Origin of the sequence: Micromonospora sp. NPDC051227 (genome assembly GCF_044455385.1) — a bacterium.
GTDB lineage: Bacteria > Actinomycetota > Actinomycetes > Mycobacteriales > Micromonosporaceae > Micromonospora.
Map to the genome: position 1 here is coordinate 533,951 of NZ_JBITET010000003.1, position 19,672 is coordinate 553,622.

Below are 19,672 nucleotides of genomic sequence, written 5' to 3' on the forward strand. Positions count from 1 at the left end.
CGCGGTGCCGAGCGGCTGGCGGCGGCCGCTGGGGTGAGTACAGGCACCGAGTGGACCTCTACACGCGTCGTAGAAGGCTCCGGGATGGTCCACTCGGCCCGCACCACCCCCTGCGCCGATCAAGGCGCCAGCGAGCCGCTGAGTGGCGCGAACCGACGTCTCCGTGGTCATCCGCAGGCGGGCCGAGCCTCTCGATCGCGGTCAGTCTGGTGGAACGACCTCGCAGCGACCTTGGTGGGAGTCCGCCGGATCGCCGGGCCTCCGCGCCGCCGGGCCGCCGCGCCGCCGGGCCTCCGCGCCGCCGGGCCGCCGCGCCGCCGGGCCGCCGCGCCGCCGGGCCGCCGCGCCGCCGGATCGCTGGACCGTAGACCATTGCGAGCCCGGCCCCGGACCGGCGGATCGCGTTTCCTGCCCGCGCTGTTTCACGTGAAACCAGATCGCGGCTCTTGCTGGCACCGATCGGAAGCCCTGGGGTCGACGGCCAAGCGGAGTCGCCCCCCTCTCAGACGCTCGACGTCGGTACTGCGGTTCGATCTCTCCGTCCTTCGGTGTCCAGAGCATCCGGGCATCCGGGCGTCCAGGCCGCGCGGGCCGAGGTCTGCCGACACGACCCGCGAACGAGCCAAGCCGTCACCGCGGACGTGTGCCAACTGAGCCAGCGGGCGGTCGTCGGAGGCTGGTTACCGCACCGGCGGTGGCATGCGGTGCCGATCGGAGCGCACCCGTCCGATTTCCTCCCCGCCAGCCATCAACACCGCCGGTTTGGCGGTTCGCGGACAACGACCGACTGGCCGAAAAGTTATCCACACCGGTTGTCCACAGGCACCCCCCGTTTCACGTGAAACAGCGCGTGGGAGCGGGTGTGAGCCTGTGGATGACGGCCTGTGTTCAGGATCTCGGCAGCCTGTGGATATCGCCTCTCGGTGCCTGCGCGACCACGCGAGCCCGGTTGACGACGGGTACCGATCCGGTGGCCCCGGACCCGCTCGAACAGGTAGGGACAGCGGTGCCAGACTCGGTTAGGGTCAGCGTCGTGCACGACACCCCTCCCTCAGTCCCGGACTTCACCCAGTGGCCGTCATTTCCCTTCGAGGGTGACCTCCACGTGAAGCAACTCGATGATCCGGTCCCGGTCGAACCGCCCCGGAAGGGCGAGGGTCTCCGGGAATGCACCGCCTGCAACGCACCCGACGACGCCTACATCTGGGTGGGCGAGCGGTGGCGGGTCCGCGCCATGGACCGGCCCACCGGCCTGCCCATGGTGCTCATCCTGGAATCGCGTACCCACCTCGACCTCGGCGACCTGCCGAACCTGCTGGCCGCCGAGCTGGGGGTGATGACCGTACGTCTGGAGCGGGCCATCCGGTCGCTCGACGGCGTGGCGCGGGTGCACGTCAATCGCTGGGGCGACGGCTCGGCTCATCTGCACATGTGGTTCCTCGCCCGCCCGTACGGCCGCCTTCAGTTGCGGGGCACGTTCCTGTCCCTGTGGGACTCGATCCTGCCGCCGATCTCCGAGGCACAGTGGCGGGAAAATTTGGCGCTCGTCGCGGCCTGGCTCGCCGAGTTCGGCGGCCGCCCACTCGCCGAGCCACCCCGCATCCAGTGGCAGGCGCCGTCCAGTCTGCTGGCCCAGTCCGCTGCCGCGGACGCCGCTGCGGCAGCGGAGGCTGCCTCCGCGGCAGCAGCCGGGACGGAGGCGGTCTCGGTCATCGAGGCGGCAGAGGAGATCCCGGAACCAGCGCTCGACTCCACTCCTGATCCGACCGACGCCGGCAGCGGGCCCCGGGCCGAACCGGTTGTCGAGCCGGACGCCGGTTCCGGCTCAACGACGACCACCGTCACCGACCGCGCGGCCGAACCCGCCCGGTCGGTCACGGTCAGCGGTCCGGCGGCTGAACCCGCTCGGACGGCATCCGTCACCAATCTGTCCGGCATCCCGGCCTCCGGCACCCGGGACTCCACCGCCGCAGCATTCGGCGGCGCAGCATCCGGCCGCGCCGCCACGACGGCTACCGACGGACTCCACGTCGACCCGGCGGAGGCGCCCACCGACGGACCTCAGGTCGTCGACCCGGCGGAGGCGTCCACCGACAGGCCCCACGTCGGTCCGGTGAGCGGAAGCGCCGACGAGGCTGGCTCCGCCAACCCGGCCGCGTCCGACCTGGTCTCCGGGGGTGCCTCCGGAGAGGCCGTCAGCAGGACCGCCCCCGAGAAGGGCGCCGGCATTGCGGGCACGGCCGCGCGCACCAACGGCAGCGACACACCCGACGTACGCGCGACCCACTGATCGGGAACCGACCATGAGGTTGACCCGGACAGGCCAACCTCATGGTCGTCCGGCGGGTGGTCCGCTGGGCCGAACGGGTTGGCGGGTAGGTCAGTGCTTGGTGAGGCGGGCGGCTGCTCGGGCGACCAGGGTGCCGAGGAGTCGGCCGAAGTCCAGCCCGGCCGCCTGCACGGCGAGCGGAAGCAGTGACGTCTCCGTCATCCCTGGCGAGACGTTGACCTCCAGCACGTGCGGCTGACCGGCTGCGTCCACGATCACGTCCACGCGGGAGAGATCCCGTAGACCGAGCGCGGTGTGCGCGGCGAGGGCCACGTCAGCGACCGTGGCGGCAACCTCCGGGTCCAGCCGCGCCGGGGCGTGCCAGGTGGTCCGCCCCGCGGTGTAGCGGGCGGCGTAGTCGTACACGCCGTTGCGCGGCACGATCTCCACCGGCGGCAGTGCCTGCGGGCCGTCGCCGAGGTCGACGACGGAGACTGCCACATCCATCCCCGGCACGTACCGCTCGACGAGCGCCGTGGAGTAGTACGCGAAGCAGCCGACCATCGCGGCGGGCAGCGCGGCGGCGTCCCGGACCACCGCCCCGCCCAGCCCGGACCCGCCCTGCGCCGGCTTCACCATCAGGGGCACGCCCAGACGGTCGACGATCCGGTCCAGGACGGCGACCGCGCCGAGCTCGGAGAAACGATCGTGCGGGAGCGCCACCCAGTCGGGGGTGGGGATGCCGGCCTCGCGGAGCACCGCCTTGGCCGAGGGCTTGTCCCAGGCGACCCGGGAGGCCCGAGCGTCGCAGCCGACGTACGGGACGTTGCACAGATCCAGCACCCCGCGCAGTGAGCCGTCCTCGCCGGTCGCCCCGTGCAGTGCGATCACCACCGCGTCCGGCGGGTCGGCCGCGAGTGCCGGTAGCAGCGCCACGTCCGCGTCTCGCAGTTCGGCCTCCACCCCGACGGCGCGCAGCGCGTCGAGCACCCGACGACCGGAGCGCAGCGACACGTCCCGTTCGTAGGAGAGCCCACCGGCGAGCACCACGACGCGCAGGTCGGCCGAGATGGCGGAATCGGTCACGAGGAGGTGCTCGGCGGTCGTACCCATGCCGGCATCATGCCAAGTCTGGCCCGGGCACGTCGGAGCCGGCCCGGCCGCGTCGGCCGGCGGCACCACCCACGGCACCGAAGACCCGGCGCATCGCGATTTCCTGCTCCATCACACCGGCCAGCCGGCGGACGCCCTCGCGGATCCGCTCCGGCGGCGGGAAGCTGAAGTTGAGCCGCATGGCGTCGGTGCCGGTGCCGTCGGCGTAGAAGCCGGTGCCGGGAACGTAGGCGACCCGGGCGGCGACCGCTCGCGGCATCATGGCCTTCGAGTCGAGCCCGTCGGGCAGGCTGGCCCACACGAAGAGACCGCCGGCCGGGGTGGTCCAGCTGGTGCCCTCGGGCATCAGGTCGGCCATCGCGTCGAGCAGGGCGTCACGGCGTTCCCGGTAGACCTCGCGATAGACCTTGAGCTGCTGCCGCCAGGGCATCGTGCTCAGGTAGGTGGCCACCGCGGCCTGGGCGAAACCGCTGGGGCAGAGGATCTGCGCCTCGCTGGCGATGACCAGTTTGTCGCGGACCGCGTGCGGCGCCAGGATCCAGCCGACCCGCAGCCCGGGGGCGAAGGTCTTGGAGAAGGTGCTGAGGTAGAAGACGCCGTCGCGGCGGCGGGCCCGCAGGGGGGCCGGCGCCTCACCCTCGAACCCCAGTTGGCCGTACGGGTCGTCCTCGACGACGAGCAGGCCGGCGCGCTCGCAGATGTCGAGCACCCGTTCCCGGCGCTCCTCGCTGAGCGTCACGCCGGTCGGGTTCTGGTAGGTGGGGATCGTGTAGAGGAACTTGACCCGCTGGCCCGCGCGGGCCAGGTCGGCGATGGTCGTCTCCAGCGCCTCCGGGATCAGCCCGTCCGCATCCATCGGTACGTGGACGACCTGCGCCTGGGCGGCCTGAAACACGCCTAGCGCACCGACGTACGTCGGCCCCTCGGCGAGCACCACGTCACCGGGGTCGAGGAAGAGCCGGGCCACCAGGTCCAGTGCCTGCTGCCCGCCCACGGTGACCACGACGTCCTCCGGGGAGGCGCCGCACGCGGCGTCGATCCCGGAGAGCGACATCACCTCGCAGATCCGCTCGCGCAGCTCGAGGGTGCCCTGACCAATGCCGTACTGAAGAGTGGTCACGCCGTGCTCGGAACCGAGCCGGCCAAGCATCTCGCCGACCGCGTCCAGCGGAAGGGCAGCGATGTACGGTGCGCCACCGGCGAGCGAGACGACCTCCGGACGACTGGCCACCGCGAACAATGCTCGGATCTCGGAGGCGGTCATCCCGCGTACCCGCCGGGCGTACCGGTCGGTGTAGTCGTCGAGTGTCGTGCCGGTCATGACCTCACCTCGATCGCTGCTCGAGTGGCTCCCGCCCCGGGTACCCCGCACACCGCTGACCATGGCGGCGGACACACCGATTGTCGATCCTAGTCCGCCAGAGTCGTGCTACCGCCGTGCCGAGGCAGATCGACCACATGGCGGACCGTCCCCGGCGTCCCCCACTGGGGTGGGTATCTGCGCGTCCCCTCCCGTATCGCCGATCGGCGGCGTACGATCGCTCGTCGGGGGCAGGAAGGCGGCGCTGTCGTTCCATGCCGGTCTCACCACCGAGCCTATTGTGGGGATGCGCCATATGTCGCGACGTCTGGTCAGCCTGACCCTCGACACGTTGGAAGACCTCCCGCGCCCGTGCCGGCAGTGCGTCTACTGGGAGCTCGATCCGGTCTCCGCGGACCGGGCCTGCGCCGCTGGCGATCCGGGCCTGGAGAAGGAGGCGTGGGTCTCCCAGACGCTGCTGGAGTGGGGTTCCTGCGGCAAACTCGCGTATGTCGACGGCATGCCGGCCGGCTTCGTGATGTACGCCCCGCCCGCCTACGTGCCCCGTTCGATGGCGTTCCCGACCTCACCGGTCTCCGCGGACGCGGCACTGCTGATGACGGCCAACGTGGTGGCCGCGTTCTCCGGTGGCGGGTTGGGCCGGATGCTGGTGCAGGGTGTCGCCCGGGATCTGACCAAGCGTGGGATCAAGGCGATCGAGGCGTTCGGCGACGCCAAGTTCGGCGACGCCGACGACCCCGCCGGCGGTTGCGTCGCCCCGGTCGATTTCTTCCTCTCCGTGGGCTTCAAGACCGTGCGTCCGCATCCGCGCTTCCCTCGGTTGCGTCTTGAGCTGCGTACGGCGCTGAGCTGGAAGTCCGACGTCGAGTACGCGCTGGAGAAGCTGCTCGGGTCGATGAGCCCGGAGACCCTGCTCCGGCCGGTCCGTCCGGCCCCGGCCACCCGCTCCACCAACGGCTGACGCCGGGCGCCGAATCAGTCCACCACCGTGCCGGCCGTCACCACGGCACGCAGTTCGCTGACGTCGAGCGATCCGGTCGGGACGTCTCGTTCGATCGGGTAGTACATCCGCTGCACCGCGGCCACGATCGCGTCCACCACCCGGTCCCGGAACCGGGGGTCGACAAGGTGGGCGCGGTCCGTCGGCGAGGTGAGGTAGCCGACCTCGACCCGGACGGCGGGCATCCGCGTCAGTCGCAGCAACTCCCACGTCTTGGCGTGCGTACGGCAGTCCCGCAGCCCGGTGCGGGCGACGATCTCCCGCTGCACCAGCCCGGCCAGGCGTTCACCGGTCGCCGAGGTGACCCCGTTGTCGGTGCCGTAGTGGTAGGTCGCGACGCCCTCCGCATCCGGGTTGGCGTGGCCGTCCAGGTGCAGCGAGATGAACACGTCGGCGCCGAGCGAGTTGGCGAGCAGGGCCCGGTCGGTGTCCGGCAGGCAACTGTCGGGCGACGGGCCCCGGGTGAGCTGCACCCGCACCCCGGAGGCGGCGAGTCGCCCCTCCAGTCGGCTGGCCAGGTCGTGCACCAGGTCCGCCTCGGTCCAGCGGAGCGAGCCGTCGGGCACCACCATCCCGGGGTCGGTGCCGCCGTGCCCCGGGTCGATGACGACCGTCTTGCCGACCAACGCCGGCCCGGACTGCCGGATCGCGTCGGATTCGCGGAGCCACTGCGGGCGGCCGCCGACCACCTTGCGGCCGATCCGGCGGAGCGCGTTCATGGTGTGTGGGCCGCAGGAGCCGTCCGGGGTGAGCCCGACCTCACGCTGGAACTGGGCCACCGCCCGCGATGTCCGGACGCCGTAGATGGCGTCCGCGCGGCCCACGTCGTACCCCATCTCCAGCAGTCGCTCCTGTAGCGACCGGACATCCTCGCCGGTGAGTGGCTCGGGGACCGCGTGGTAAAGGGTGCGGGCGCCGAGCCGCCAGCGGGCGGCATCCAGGGCGCGCCAGGTCTCCGCGCCGACCCGGCCGTCCACACTGAGCCCCCGCGACTGCTGGAACGCGCGCACCGCCCGCTCGGTGTCGAGGTCGAACTCGTCGGTGTGCGGGCCGGCGGCGGCCAGTAGCTCGAGGCCGGTCAGGATGGTACGGATCTCCGTGACCGCGGGTCCCCGGTCACCGGGTCGGATCGGACGCACGCACGACCCCCTCTGCACGACGCTGGCTGGCCGGGCGGCCCAGGCTTGAGGCTATGCGTTCCGGGGCGGCGAGGTGGCTGGGGCCGAGAAATACGTCGGCGGTGCGGCCGAGAAGACGCCGAACCCCGCACCCGGCGAGCGGGTACGGGGTTCGGTTGACGTTTCTGCTGGTCAGAGGGCCGATTCGATGAGCCGGACCAGCTCGCCCTTCGGCTTGGCACCGGCGATCGACTGCACCGGCTGGCCGTTCTTGAAGACGGTGAGCGTCGGCACCGACATCACCCGGTAGGCCCGAGCGGTCTCCGGGTTCTCGTCGATGTTGAGCTTGACGATGGTGACCTGGTCACCCATCTCCCGGGCGATCTCCTCGAGCAGCGGCGACACCTTGCGGCACGGCCCGCACCACTCCGCCCAGAAGTCCACCAGCACCGGCTTGTCGGCCTGCAGCACGTCAGCGACGAAGCTCTTGTCGGTGACCGCCTTGGTTGTTCCCACTATGCCCCTCCTCCGGGATGTGTTCCTTGTTTCAGCTGAGCGTCGCGATGAACCGCTCGGCGTCGAGCGCGGCGGCACAACCGGTGCCGGCCGCGGTGATCGCCTGACGGTAGGTGTGGTCGACCACGTCGCCGGCGGCGAAGACACCGGGCACGTTGGTGCGGGTGCTCGGGGCGTGGACCTTCACGTAGCCCTCGTCGTCCAGCTCGACCTGGCCCTGGAACAGCTCGCTGCGAGGGTCGTGACCGATGGCGACGAAGACGCCGGTCACGTCCATCACCTTGGTCTCGCCGGTGTGCACGTTGCGGACGCGAACACCGGTGACCTTGCCGTCCTCGCCGAGGATCTCCTCGACGGTGCTGTTCCACTCGACCTTGATCTTCTCGTTGCTCAGCGCCCGGTCGGCCATGATCTTGCTGGCCCGGAACGAGTCGCGGCGGTGGATGATGGTCACCGACTCCGCGAAGCGGGTGAGGAAGGTGGCCTCCTCCATCGCCGAGTCGCCGCCGCCGACGACCACGATCTGCTGGTTGCGGAAGAAGAAGCCGTCACAGGTGGCACACGCGGAGACGCCGTGGCCCAGGAACTCCTGCTCACCGGGCACGCCCAGCGGACGCCAGGCCGAACCGGTGGAGAGAATGATGGATCGCGCCCGGTAGGCGGTCTCGCCAACCCAGACGGTGCTCACCGCGCCGGAGCCGGCGTCGCCAGTGTCCACCAGCTCGACCCGGGTCACGTCGTCGGTGAGGAACTCGGCGCCGAACCGCTCGGCCTGCTTGCGCATGTTGTCCATCAGCTCGGGGCCGAGGATGCCGTCAGCGAAGCCGGGGAAGTTTTCCACCTCGGTCGTGGTCATCAGCGCGCCACCGGACTGCACGCCCTCAATGATCAGCGGCTTCAGGTTGGCACGTGCGGCGTAGACCGCTGCTGTGTAGCCGGCCGGCCCGGAGCCGATGATGATCAGGTTGCGGACCTCGTCCACTGCCGTCTCCCGAGTTGTGTGTGTTCGGCGTCGGCGCGAGCACCGATGCTGATCCGAGTCGCCGACGCCTGGGTGGGGCCGGCAGCTGACTTCCAGAACGTCATCGTACGAACCGGGGATTCCCGAGCCGGGCATCCGGTGGGTCAGGTCACGTGGGGAACCATCGTGCCATTGACCGTGGATTCACTCTACCCGCGCCGAATACCGGCTGTCCGAGCCGGACCCAGGCACTCCGCACTCCGGGCCACTCACCCAGGCCCACCGGGCGCCGGTCGCGTCGGTGAAGTGGATGACCAGCGCCTGATCGCCCTGGAACCGCGCGTAGTCGATCACCTCGACCACCAGTGGGGCAGATCCGTGCTCCGTCGCGACGCTGGCCAGACAGCTGGTCAGTGCGGCCTCGTCGGTCAGCCGGGCCAGCTGGTCCGACCCGTCGGGAGAGGGACGGCGCCCGCCCTCGGCATCCACCTCCGGCTGCTCGCCCGGGGTGTTGCCGGTCGCCCGGCTGGCAGCCGGTGTGCTTGGCGCGGCAGTGCCGTAGGCGTTGCCGAGGGTCTGCGGGGTGTAGTTCGTACCACTGCGCAGTGCCGGCCCTGTGGTGCGGGCCGTCCCGGCCCCCGCGACGCCCTCCGGCGCGCTGGCCGGCTGGTTCATGGCGTTTGTGGGACCGGAGTCGTCCGACGCCCGCATCGAGAGCTGGTTGAGGCCCAGCGCGACGGCGATGACGGCGATCGCGGCGGCGGCCACGGGTGCGCCACGGCGGGCCCAGCCGCGCTGGCGGCGGCCCGGACCGGTGGACGCCTGGCGCCCCGACCCGCCGGGCGTGGGCATGGGAGGCCGGCGACCGGCCCCGCCCTGCGCCGGTACGACCAACGGCGTCGCGGCGTCGGCGGGTGCCTCCTCGGTCGAGGTGTCGGTCGGCTCCGCGGAGGCCAACGCGGCCAGGAGGCGGTCGGTGATCGCCGACGGCATCTCCGGGGACGGCTCGGCCCAGCGGGTCAGGTCCGTCCGAACCTCGGTCAAGGCGGGGGCCAGCAGCGCGTACGCCTCGGCCCAGGAAGGGTCCGCGGCGACCAGGTGGGCGACCTCGTCCTGCTGCGGAGTGCCGTCCAACGCCCCGCCGAGGTAGTCAGCGAGGAGGTCGACGTCGACCTCCCGGAACCCCTCGGTCGTCACGTGTCCTCCTGGTTGGCGTCCCGCCGGTATCGACCTGACCCCGATCCGACGCCCTCCACCGGGCCGGGGTTCCCCGGCGTGACGCCGGGCACGCCCGTGATCGGGGCGGTGGGGTCCGGTCGGGCCGAAGGCGTCGCGACGGCGGCGGGGCGCAGATGCCCGAGCAGCACAGCCAGCCGCGCCCGGCCCCGGGCACACCGGCTCTTCACCGTGCCCTCGGCGACGCCGAGGATGCGGGCGACCTCGGCGACCGGATAGCCCTGTACGTCGACCAGCACCAGCGCGGCGCGTTGCTCAAGGGGCAGCGCGGCGAGCGCCTCGCGGACCACCAGCGCGGTGTCGTGGTCCACTACCGGTGCCGCCGGTTCAGGCCCGCCGGTGCCCGATCCGTCGTCGGCCCGGTTGCCGTCCGGCAGCGGCACGGTGGGGTGCGCCTGCCGGCGTCGGATTCGATCCAGGCAGGCGTTGACCACGATCCGGTGCAGCCAGGTGGTGACGGCGGAGTCGCCGCGGAAGCGGGCCGCCGCCCGATGCGCCGACAGCAGGGCGTCCTGGAGTGCGTCGGCTGCCTCCTCGCGGTCGCCGAGCGTCCGCAGGGCCACCGCCCACAACCGGTCCCGGTGCCGGTGGAACAGTTCGGTGAAGGCGTCCCGGTCTCCGGCGACGTGCGCGCGCAGCAGCTCCAGGTCTCTTGTGGCGGCGCGCTCGTCCATCACCGCGTCCAGTGCGTGCGACGCCCGGATCGTGGTGCCCAGCTCACGACCCCTGGACCGTAATCTCCTGCACCCCCAGCTTGAACCCACCCTCGGCCGGAGCCAACTCGGTGATCCAGAACAGCAGGTACTGGTATTTCTGGTCGGCGTCGAAGCCGTTGAAGGTCATTGTGGTGCCGTCGTGGTCCTCGAACGGCTGGCCGATGGCGGTCTTGTAGCTCGCGACCAACTGCTTGTCACCGCTGGAGCTGGACGGCGGGTTGGTGGTGCCGGCGAACAGCTGGGCGGACGCGTTGGTGGCCGACAGCACTGCCTGCACCGACTTGACGGTGTGCGGCTGGCCGAGGTCGATCCAGACGCCCATGCCCTTCTTCAGGTTGCCGAAGTTGGGCCGGTCCCGGTAGGTCTCGGTCTCCCAGCCCTTGTCCTCGTCACCGTCGATGACCTTCTGGGCGCCGTCGACCTCACTGCGGTCCTTGCTGTCCGGGTCGATGATCCGGACGTCCTTCACTGTCAGCTTGCGGGCCGTCGCGGCGGCCGGGGTGGCGTCGCCGGCCGGCGCACTGGAGGTCGGCGCGGCGATCGGATTGGACTGCGGGTCCTCGTCGTCGCCGCCCAACGCGATGATCCCGATCAGCAGACCGACCAGGGCGACGGCCAGCAGACCAGCGATGCCGACGGCGACCTTGCGACCCCCGGCCGCGGCCAGCGGCGACGGCTCTTCCCCGGTTTCGGCGGCGAACCGCAGCGGCCCGCTGTTGTCGAGGTAGTGCTCATCCTCGGCCGGCACGTCCAGTCGCGCCAGTTCCGCGGCGAGCACGTCGGAGGACGGCGGCGCGATCTCGGCGTCGAGCAGGTCCATGGTCAGGTCGTCCAGGTACGCCGGAACGCCCGCCCGAACCTGGCGCGGTGCCGCGATGGCACCCCCGGCGTCCCGAACAGCGTCCGGGATGGCGGCGCGGCCGTGGCCGGCGGTGGCCCCGTGCAGTGGTGCCTCGGCGTGTGGCCAGGAGCCGGTCAGCGCGAAGTAGAGGACCCCGCCGACTGCACGGATGTCGTTCTCCTGGCTGTCGGCGCCGTCGGTGCGGGCGTCGGCCAGGACCACCCGGCCCTCATCACTGATCATGACCGTGCCGGGGTGGACGTTGCCGTGCACCATGCCGGTGGCGTGCACCGCGGCGAGCGCGCTCGCGACGGCGTTGCCGATCGCGGTGGCCCGAGCCGGGTCCAGGGGGCCGTCGGTCGCCAGGTCCCGTAGGGACTGCCCGTCGACCCACTCGCGCACCACGTACGCCCGGTCGGCCTCGTCGATCGCGTCGTAGACGCCGACCAGGTTGGGGTGGATGACCCGGCTGGCCGCGACGGCGGCCTGAAGCATCTCGGTGGCGGAGTCGCCACCCGGGTAACGCAGCACCACGGCAACGGGACGGCGCAGGATGACATCGACCCCGCGCCAGACCAGCCGACCCGCACTGTCGTTGTTGATGTGCTCAACCAGTTCGTACCGCTCGGCGAGGACTTCACCGGCCGTGGGAGCACCGAAGGTCATGACCGGAGGAGCGCTTTCGTCCGCCTCCTGACCCTCGCCGACCTGGGTCACCCGTCCTCCCTCGGTGATCGTGTCGATCGATGAACCCGAACTGCTGGGCATGTGGCTTCCCGCTCTGCCGTTGAAGGAACCGGCCGACCGGTGTCGACGCCCAGCGTCGGCCCCTGCCGTACCCGTCGAGAGCGACCTTACCCGGGTTGCCCGTCTCTCCGACATGTCATCTTCCCGCCGTACCTGGCGGGGTTCTGGCTGTCGAAGAGCTCGTCCGGTTACGACCGTTGTCAGCCACGTTGCTGGCACATGTACTAGCTAATCTACGGCTTCACCGCAAGTGACCGACGCCGGGGCTGGGCTGGCGTGGCGCTCGCGCTGCCTCGTACGTTCCCACCGATCGGGCTGTCACCCTCAGCCGTACGGTTGGTTATCCACAGGCCGAAGCGGTGGTTGACCGGCGAATCGCGGAGTTATCCACAGGTACATCCCCAGCCTGGTGATCCGTAGTCACGGTCCGTACGAATGTCAACTTGTTGTAATCGGACGCTGTCGTTCAGCGACCGAGGCGGCGGCGAACCATGCCGACCACCTCGGTGATCTCCCCGATCCGCAGCAGCATGGCCAGACCCAGGTAGGTCCCGCCGATCACCACGCCACCGATCACGAGCTGTACGACTGCCTGGATCCAACTTGGCCTGTCGCCGCCGGGCAGAAGACTCACGACGAGGAGGCCGACAAGGGCGGCCCCCAACGCGGCGACCGCCACTCGGCCGAGCGTGCGCAGGATGGCGCCCATCCCGATCCGGCCTACGCGGGGCCGCAGCAGCCACGCGGAGGCGAAGGCGGCAGCCAGGTAGGACACGGCGTTGCCGATCATCATCCCGGCCGCAGCGAAGTGGGCGGCGAAGGCGACATAGAGCACCACCTGCACGCCGATCCGCAGGGCGACCACCGGGATGTTGATCAGGGCCGGGGTGCGGGTGTCCGGCAGGGCGTAGAAGGCGAAGGTGAAGAGCTGGCTGATCGCGAACGGCACCAGTGCCAGCGCCGCCAGGAGCAGCACCAGCGACGTGTCCGCCGCGTTCTCGTCGGTGAACGCGCCGTAGCGGAACAGCGTCACGGCCAGCGGAGTCGCCAGTACCGCGTAGCAGACCGCGATTGGGGCGAGCACCGCCGAGACGGTGCGCGTGCCCCGGGAAAGGTCGGCGGCGACGTCGGAGTACCGGCCGTCGGCGGCGGCCGCGCTCATCCGGGGCATCAGTGCAGTGATGATCGATACGGCGATGATGCCGTGCGCCATCATCAGCAGCAGGAACACGTTGTTGTAGATCAGCGGGCCGGCAGCGTTCTCCTTGCCGGCCCGGTTCAGCAGGTTGAACAGCACGATCAGGCCGACCTGGCTCACCGCGACGTAGCAGAACATCCAGCCGCCGAGACGCCCCAGCTCCCGTAGCCCGAGGGTGCGGAAGTCGAACCGGAACTTCCACCGGAAGCCGACCTTGCGCAACGCCGGTAGGAGGCCGGCGGCCTGGATCGCGACGCCGAGCAGGGTGCCGCCACCGATCAGCAGAATCCGGCCGGTGGTCATGTCCTCCGGCTTGACGATCTTCGCGCCGAAGATCGCGATGTACAGGCCCGCGGTGGCGATCACCACGATGTTGTTCAGGATCGGTGCCCACATCGGCGCGGCGAAGTGCCCCCGGGTGTTGAGCACCGCGCTGATCAGCGCACTGAGACCGGTGAAGAAGATCATCGGCAACATCAGGTACGACAGTGCCTTGACCAGGTCCCGGAAGTCTTCGCCGGTGTTTTCGCCGGCGTAGAGCTTGGTCAGCAGTCCGGCCGACAGCACGGCCAGCAGGGCCGCCCCCGCCAGGGTCAGCACCGCGAGGGTCAGCAGCCGCTGGGCGTACGCCTGTCCGCCGTCGGTGTCGACCCTGCGCCGACGGACCAGTACCGGGATCAACACGCTGGTGAGGATGCCGCCGAGCAGGAACTCGTAGACCATTCCGGGCAGGATCTGCGCGGTGGTGTACGCGTCACCCACCAGCGCCCCACCCAGCGCGGCGGTCAACGCCAACGTGCGCAGGAAGCCGGTACCCCGGCTGACCAGGCTGCCGATCGCCATCACCGCGCTGTTGGTCGCCGCGCTCGCCTCGCCCACCTGCTCCTGCGGCGGCGCAGTCGACTCCATGGCCGGCTGGTTCAGCGGCTCGGCGGAGATGAAGGTGGCGCCGTCCCCGGGACGGGCGCCGGGGCTGCCATCGTTCGCGGCGTTGGCGCTGCGGTAGAGCCCGCCGCTCATCTCCAGCCTCCCAGGGGTACGTCGAGTCGGACACCGACCCGCACGCCACAGACCATAGTCAACCCCCACCCGTTACCCGCGCCCGGCGGATCGGATCACACCCCGGCCCGATAAGCTGGCGATCCCATGTCCGAAGCCTCCGCTCCTCACGCCGCCGACCGCCGCGAACTCACCGCCGCGCAGCGCAACGCCGTCGCCGAACTGCTCCGGGTGTCCCCGGTCGCCGACGAGTTGGGCCGCCGCTTCGTCCGCGCCGGTCACGAGTTGCACCTGGTGGGCGGTTCGGTGCGGGATGCCCTGCTCGGTCGACTCGGGGATGACCTCGACTTCTGCACCGACGCGCACCCCGACGAGACCCTGCGGATCATCAAGGGCTGGGCCGAGTCGATCTGGGAGACCGGTCGGGAGTTCGGCACCATCGGCGCTCAGCGCGACGGCCTCCGACTGGAGATCACCACCTTCCGTGCGGAGTCGTACGACCAGGTCAGCCGCAACCCGGTGGTGGTGTACGGCACCAGCCTCGACGAGGACCTGAAGCGGCGCGACTTCACGATCAACGCGATGGCGGTCAGCCTGCCGGACCACCGGTTCACCGACCCGCATGGTGGGCTGGACGATCTCTCGGCCAAGGTGATCCGTACCCCGAGCACGCCGGGTGAGTCGTTCGGCGACGACCCGCTGCGGATGCTGCGGGCCGCCCGGTTCGCCGCCCAGCTGCGCTTCGCCGTGCACCCGGACGTGCACCTGGCGATGACCGAGATGGCCGCCGACCTGGACCGGATCACCGCCGAGCGGATCCGCGACGAGTTCACCAAGCTGCTCTGCGGCACGGACCCGATCACCGGGCTGCGGCTGCTTGTCGACACCGGGCTGGCCGAGCGGTTCCTGCCGGAGCTGACCGGCCTGAAGCTGGAGATCGACGAGCACGCCCAGCACAAGGACGTCTACGAGCACACGTTGACGGTCGTCGAGAACGCGGTCTCCTACGAGGAGGAGGGCTGCGACTTCATCCTGCGGATGGCCGCCCTCCTGCACGACGTGGGCAAGCCGGCGACGAAGGCGGTCGGGTCCGACGGCCGGGTCAGCTTCCACCACCACGAGGTGGTCGGCGGCCGGCTGACCAAGGCCCGGATGAAGGCGATGCGCTACCCCAAGGACGTCACCGCGCAGGTGACCGCGCTGGTCGCGCTGCACCTGCGCTTCTACGGGTACGGACGGGGCGAGTGGACCGACTCGGCGGTGCGCCGCTACGTCGCCGACGCCGGTGACCTGCTGCCCCGACTGCACAAGCTGACCCGCTCCGACTGCACGACCCGCAACCGGCGCAAGGCCGCCCAGCTCGCGGCCGACTACGACGCGCTGGAGGATCGAATCGCCCGGATCGCGGCCGAGGAGGACCTGGCGCGGGTTCGACCCGACCTGGACGGCAACGCGATCATGGAGCTGCTCGGCGTACCGCCGGGGCCGGTGGTCGGACGGGCCTGGAAGCACCTCAAGGAGCAACGCCTCGAGCACGGCCCGCTGGATCGCGACGCCGCCGAGGCGGAGCTGCTGCGCTGGGCCCGCGCCGAGGGCATCGTCGGCTGACGCGCTCAACTTCGATGCTGGTCACGTAACGCGATCTGCGGTGAGGTGGCGGGAGCCGTCACCCCAGGACGTGGCCGACGGCGATGCACAGCTGTCCGGTCGACGACGAAACGCCAGCGGATCGACCGAATGGCTGAGGTGTAGCGCTTTCATCGTCGTCCATGATGGCTGGGCGTCCGTCGGCTACCGGTGCACTGACACACCGCCGCCGACCCCACCGCCCGTCCGGCCGTCCGGATTGGACGGGCGACGACCAAACGGGGAGATCACCTAGTGAAACGCCGTGGCGTGATACGCCGCTCGGCGGTGGCGAGCCTTGCTCTCGCCTCCGCAACCCTCATCGTCACCGCTGCGACCGGTGGGGCCGCCATGGCCGAACCGACCGCTCCGTTGGCACCGAAGCCCGCAAGCAAGTTGACCGCTCCCAAGCAGGACGGCCGGGTGGCCAAGGCCAAGCCCGCCGAGGTCGTGCCGGGTCGCTACATCGTGGTCCTCAAGGACAAGAAGACCACCCCCGCCAAGATCAAGGCTGCCGCTTCGGCTCTGGCCAAGGAGAACGGCGGCAGCGTCCGTCAGCTGTACAGCAGCGCCGTCAACGGCTACTCCGCCGCCATGAGCGCGAAGCAGGCCGGCCGGCTGGCCGCCAACCCGGATGTCGCATCCGTGGAGCCGGTGGTCCGCTTCCACAAGAGCGGAACGCAGAGCGCGCCCCCCTCCTGGGGCTTGGACCGGATCGATCAGGTTTCGCCCAAGCCGAGTGGCAGCTACACCTACCCCACCACCGGTGCCGGGGTGAAGGCGTACATCATCGACACCGGCATCGACATCAACCACAGCGACTTCGGTGGCCGTGCCTCCTACGGCTACGACGCGATCGACCGCGACAATGTGGCGCAGGACTGCAACGGTCACGGCACGCACGTGGCGGGCACCGTCGGCGGCACGAAGTACGGCGTGGCCAAGAACGTCAACCTGGTTGCCGTCCGGGTCCTCGACTGCGACGGTGCTGGCACCACCGAGGAGGTCCTGGCCGGGATCGACTGGGTGACCGCCAACGCGCAGAAGCCTGCCGTGGTCAACATGAGCCTCGGCGGGCCGGAGGACCCGGCGATCTCCAACGCGGTCAGCAACTCCATCGCCACCGGTCTCACCTACGCGGTGGCCGCCGGCAACGAAGCGGACGATGCCTGCTCGTACACCCCGGCCGAAGTGTCGGCGGCGATCACCGTCGGAGCCACCGACAGGATCGACCGTCGGGCCTCGACCGAATACTTCGATTCGAACTACGGCCCGTGTGTCGACGTCTGGGCTCCGGGCGTGGACATCGTCTCGGCGGCAAGCGGGACCACCAACGGGTCGGTGGCCTTCAGCGGGACCTCGATGGCGGCGCCGCACGTGGCCGGAGCCGCTGCGCTGCTGCTTCAGTCGAACCCGACGTGGTCCCCGTCGCAGGTGCGCAACACGATCGTGACCCGAGGGCTCGCTGGCGCAGTGCTTAACCCGCAGGGCGGGGTGGATCGTCTGCTCAACGTCGCGTCGGCCCTCTCTCCCGCGCGCACCTCGCACGGCCTGCTGGCGCGCTCCAACGGCTATTTCGTCTCGGCTGACGGTGCGGGCAGCAAGCCACTGGCCGCCGTCGGCCCGGTGCTGGGCGGCTGGGAGAAGCTCGACATCGTCGACGCCGGCAACGGCCTGGTCGCACTGCGGGCGAACGTCAACGGTAAGTACGTCAGCGCCACCGGTGCCGGCAGCAAGCCACTGATCGCCACTGCCGCGACGGTGAGCACCTGGGAGAGGTTCCAGCTGGTTCACCAGACTGACGGCACGGTGAGCCTGAAGGCCACTGTCAACAACAAGTACGTCAGTGCGCCCAGCAACGGTGGTCCGCTGATTGCCAGCGCGGCGAACGCCAGCACCTGGGAGAAGTTCGACCTCGAGACGAACCTGATCGTCAGCTTCAAATCGGCCGCCAGTGGCAAGTACGTCTCCGCTGACGGTGCCGGAAGCAAGCCGTTGATCCCGATCGCCGCGACGGTGAGCACCTGGGAGAAGTTCGAGCTGTTCGATCTGGACTACTACGGCTACTTCGGCCTGCGTTCGTTGGCCAACGGCAAGTTCGTCTCGGCCACCAGTGCCGGCTCGAAGCCGATGGTTGCCTCCGCCCCCGGGATCGATGCCTGGGAGGCCTTCACCTTCTGGCACCGCGGTGTCGGGGCCACGGACGGATCGGGCTGGATCTACGCGAACGTCGACGGGCAGGCGGTCAGTGCCGGCAGCGCCGGCACCAGCCAGCTGATCCCGAACAAGGACTTCGACTTCTGGAGCCCGGACTTCGGCCTCTCGGCGGGCGAGCGCTTCGTCATGAACCTCGCCTGAACCAACCACGGAATTACCACCGGCGCCCGCCGGCACCCCTCCCTCGGGAGGCGGTGCCGGCGGGCGCCGGCCATTAGTGGCTAATCCGTGCGGCCAGAGCCCTGACTGTCGGCCTGTCCGTCGCGCTCAGCGCGAGACGGTGCTGCCGTCCACAGTGTCGACCCCGGTGACCGGCGCGGTGGCGTCGGTGCGTCCGGCACCGAGCCGTGCCAGCAGGCCGGGCAGGTCGATCCCGGTGAGATCACTGCCGAGCTGGAGGCCCTGGGCCACGTTGCCGGCCACCGACTTGGTGAGCGACGACGCGCCGTCGGTGGAGATGACTGTCATCTTGTCGATCGCCCCGATCGGCGCGCTGGCCGCCTCGACGACCTGCGGCAGCACCTTGACCAGCAGGTCCAGTACGGCCGCCTCTCCGTACGCGGCGAACGCCTCGGCCTTGCGCGCCATCGCGTCGGCCTCGGCCTCACCCTTGGCGAGGATGGCCGCGGCCTCGGCCTGGCCCTCTCGCTCCACCGCCTCGGCGATGGCGGAGCGTCGCCGCTGCTCGGCCTCACCCTCCTTGGCACCCTCGATGGCGTTGGCCTCGGCGAGCGCGGCCCGCCGGGCCCGCTCACCCTCACCGGTGAGGCGGGCCTGCTCGGCGGAGGCCTGCGCGGCGGCGATGACGGACTGGCGCTGCGCGTCGGCGTGCAGCACCGCCGCGTTGCGGGACGCCTCGGCCTCCTGCTCCACCTTGTACCGGGCCGCGTCGGCCGGCTTGCGAACCTCGGTGTCGAGTTGGCGCTGCTTGAGTTCGGCGTTGCGCTCGGCCACCTTCTGCTGTTCGGAGAGGATCGCCTGGTCCCGCTCAGCCTGGGCGAGCGGTCCGGCCGCCGCGGACTTCGCCTTCGCCGCGTCGATCTCGGCCTGGATGCCGGCCTGCTTGAGGGCCAGGTTACGGTTCGCCTCGGCGATGGCCTCCTCGGCGAGCAGCCGCTCCTGCTCGGCCTGCTGCCGGGCCCGGGCCTCGGCGATCGCCGCGTCCTTGAGCACCCGGGCGGCCTCGGGTCGGCCGAGGTCCTGAAGGTAGGAGCCTTCGGCGAGGATGTCCTGGAGCTGGAAGGTGTCCAACACCAGACCCTGGTTGGTCATCGAGTGCTCGGCCTCCTCGGCGACCGCGCTGGCGAACGCCGCCCGGTCCCGGATGACCTCCTCGACGGTGAGCCGGCCGACGATCGAGCGCAGCGCGCCGGCAAGCACCTCCCGGGTGAAGTTGTCGATTTCGTCCTGCTGGTGCAGGAACCGTTGTGCGGCGGCCCGGATCGCGTCCTCGGTGCCCCCGACCTTGACGATCGCCACGCCGTGCAGGTCGGCGCGGATGCCCTGCTTGCTGACGGCGCCCCGGATGCCGACGTCGATCCGTCGGCTGGACAGGTCGAGCGACTGGAGCTTCTGCACCACCGGCAGCACGAAGACCGAGGCGCCCAGCACGACCTTCTGCCCGGAGTTGTCGGTGGACCGCCCACCGTCGGCGGTCTGCGTGGTGCGGCCCTTGCGACCGGTGACGATGAACGCCTCGTTCGGGCCGGCCACCTTGATCCGGGAGAGCACGAAGAGCACCAGGATGAGCGCGAGGAGGACCGCGCCGCCGATGGCGATGAGTAGGGCCATATG

13 protein-coding genes and 1 pseudogene are annotated in these 19,672 nt (G+C 70.6%); 4 read left to right on the forward strand and 10 right to left on the reverse strand.

The window, feature by feature from the left end; genetic code table 11:
* Positions 1-1,033: 1,033 nt before the first annotated feature.
* Positions 1,034-1,706, forward strand: a pseudogene (locus ACIA47_RS10505) (hypothetical protein); the annotation flags it as partial.
* 674 nt (positions 1,707-2,380) lie between these two features.
* On the opposite strand, the gene ACIA47_RS10510 reads toward ACIA47_RS10505, so the two are convergent.
* Together ACIA47_RS10510 and ACIA47_RS10515 are read right to left on the reverse strand one after the other, a co-directional pair.
* Positions 2,381-3,382, reverse strand: a complete 1,002-nt coding sequence (locus ACIA47_RS10510; protein WP_396707061.1) for a D-alanine--D-alanine ligase — start codon at positions 3,380-3,382, stop codon at positions 2,381-2,383.
* Positions 3,383-3,389: 7 nt separating this feature from the next.
* Entirely contained in the window at positions 3,390-4,703 is a 1,314-nt protein-coding gene (locus ACIA47_RS10515; RefSeq protein WP_203122492.1) for a PLP-dependent aminotransferase family protein, read from the reverse strand.
* A gap of 295 nt (positions 4,704-4,998) precedes the next feature.
* Between ACIA47_RS10515 and ACIA47_RS10520 the strand changes: the two genes are divergently transcribed.
* Complete coding sequence (locus tag ACIA47_RS10520) at positions 4,999-5,664, forward strand: GNAT family N-acetyltransferase (protein ID WP_091396576.1); 666 nt, start codon at positions 4,999-5,001, stop codon at positions 5,662-5,664.
* A gap of 14 nt (positions 5,665-5,678) precedes the next feature.
* Here ACIA47_RS10520 and ACIA47_RS10525 read toward each other — a convergent pair whose 3' ends face one another.
* The 7 genes from ACIA47_RS10525 to murJ form a co-directional block, all read right to left on the reverse strand.
* A complete protein-coding gene (locus tag ACIA47_RS10525; protein WP_396707063.1) occupies positions 5,679-6,842 on the reverse strand; it encodes an N-acetylmuramoyl-L-alanine amidase in 1,164 nt (387 codons plus the stop codon).
* 171 nt (positions 6,843-7,013) lie between these two features.
* A complete protein-coding gene (gene trxA / locus ACIA47_RS10530) occupies positions 7,014-7,337 on the reverse strand; it encodes a thioredoxin (RefSeq protein ID WP_030331849.1) in 324 nt (107 codons plus the stop codon).
* Between the two features lie 31 nt (positions 7,338-7,368).
* Positions 7,369-8,319 (reverse strand): thioredoxin-disulfide reductase, encoded by a 951-nt coding sequence (trxB, locus tag ACIA47_RS10535; RefSeq protein ID WP_091396582.1) that lies wholly within the window; start codon positions 8,317-8,319, stop codon positions 7,369-7,371.
* A gap of 183 nt (positions 8,320-8,502) precedes the next feature.
* Positions 8,503-9,495: a hypothetical protein gene (locus ACIA47_RS10540; RefSeq protein ID WP_396707066.1), complete on the reverse strand. Its 993-nt coding sequence runs from the start codon at positions 9,493-9,495 to the stop codon at positions 8,503-8,505.
* Entirely contained in the window at positions 9,492-10,208 is a 717-nt protein-coding gene (gene sigM / locus ACIA47_RS10545; protein WP_203123219.1) for an RNA polymerase sigma factor SigM, read from the reverse strand. The genes ACIA47_RS10540 and sigM overlap by 4 nt, the downstream gene beginning before the upstream one ends.
* A 43-nt stretch (positions 10,209-10,251) precedes the next feature.
* A complete protein-coding gene (locus tag ACIA47_RS10550) occupies positions 10,252-11,859 on the reverse strand; it encodes a protein kinase family protein (protein WP_203123220.1) in 1,608 nt (535 codons plus the stop codon).
* Between the two features lie 445 nt (positions 11,860-12,304).
* Positions 12,305-14,056, reverse strand: a complete 1,752-nt coding sequence (murJ, locus tag ACIA47_RS10555) for a murein biosynthesis integral membrane protein MurJ (RefSeq protein ID WP_396707068.1) — start codon at positions 14,054-14,056, stop codon at positions 12,305-12,307.
* Between the two features lie 126 nt (positions 14,057-14,182).
* Here murJ and ACIA47_RS10560 point away from each other — a divergent pair, with 126 nt between their 5' ends.
* Entirely contained in the window at positions 14,183-15,643 is a 1,461-nt protein-coding gene (locus tag ACIA47_RS10560; RefSeq protein ID WP_396707070.1) for a CCA tRNA nucleotidyltransferase, read from the forward strand.
* 273 nt (positions 15,644-15,916) lie between these two features.
* Positions 15,917-18,019, forward strand: a complete 2,103-nt coding sequence (locus ACIA47_RS10565; protein ID WP_396707072.1) for a S8 family serine peptidase — start codon at positions 15,917-15,919, stop codon at positions 18,017-18,019.
* A 126-nt stretch (positions 18,020-18,145) separates the two neighbouring features.
* On the opposite strand, the gene ACIA47_RS10570 is transcribed toward ACIA47_RS10565, so the two are convergent.
* The gene (locus ACIA47_RS10570) at positions 18,146-19,669 is read right to left on the reverse strand and encodes a flotillin family protein (protein ID WP_396707074.1); all 1,524 of its coding nucleotides are present in this window, start codon (positions 19,667-19,669) and stop codon (positions 18,146-18,148) included.
* Positions 19,670-19,672 lie beyond the last annotated feature (3 nt).

Bases quoted from the DNA above. Each gene is read 5' to 3' on its own strand.
- ACIA47_RS10510 (WP_396707061.1), bottom strand. From the start codon at position 3,382: ATGGGTACGACCGCCGAGCACCTCCTCGTGACCGATTCCGCCATCTCG.
- ACIA47_RS10515 (WP_203122492.1), bottom strand. From the start codon at position 4,703: ATGACCGGCACGACACTCGACGACTACACCGACCGGTACGCCCGGCGG.
- ACIA47_RS10520 (WP_091396576.1), top strand. From the start codon at position 4,999: ATGTCGCGACGTCTGGTCAGCCTGACCCTCGACACGTTGGAAGACCTC.
- sigM (WP_203123219.1), bottom strand. From the start codon at position 10,208: ATGGACGAGCGCGCCGCCACAAGAGACCTGGAGCTGCTGCGCGCGCAC.
- ACIA47_RS10550 (WP_203123220.1), bottom strand. From the start codon at position 11,859: ATGCCCAGCAGTTCGGGTTCATCGATCGACACGATCACCGAGGGAGGA.
- murJ (WP_396707068.1), bottom strand. From the start codon at position 14,056: ATGAGCGGCGGGCTCTACCGCAGCGCCAACGCCGCGAACGATGGCAGC.
- ACIA47_RS10560 (WP_396707070.1), top strand. From the start codon at position 14,183: ATGTCCGAAGCCTCCGCTCCTCACGCCGCCGACCGCCGCGAACTCACC.
- ACIA47_RS10570 (WP_396707074.1), bottom strand. From the start codon at position 19,669: ATGGCCCTACTCATCGCCATCGGCGGCGCGGTCCTCCTCGCGCTCATC.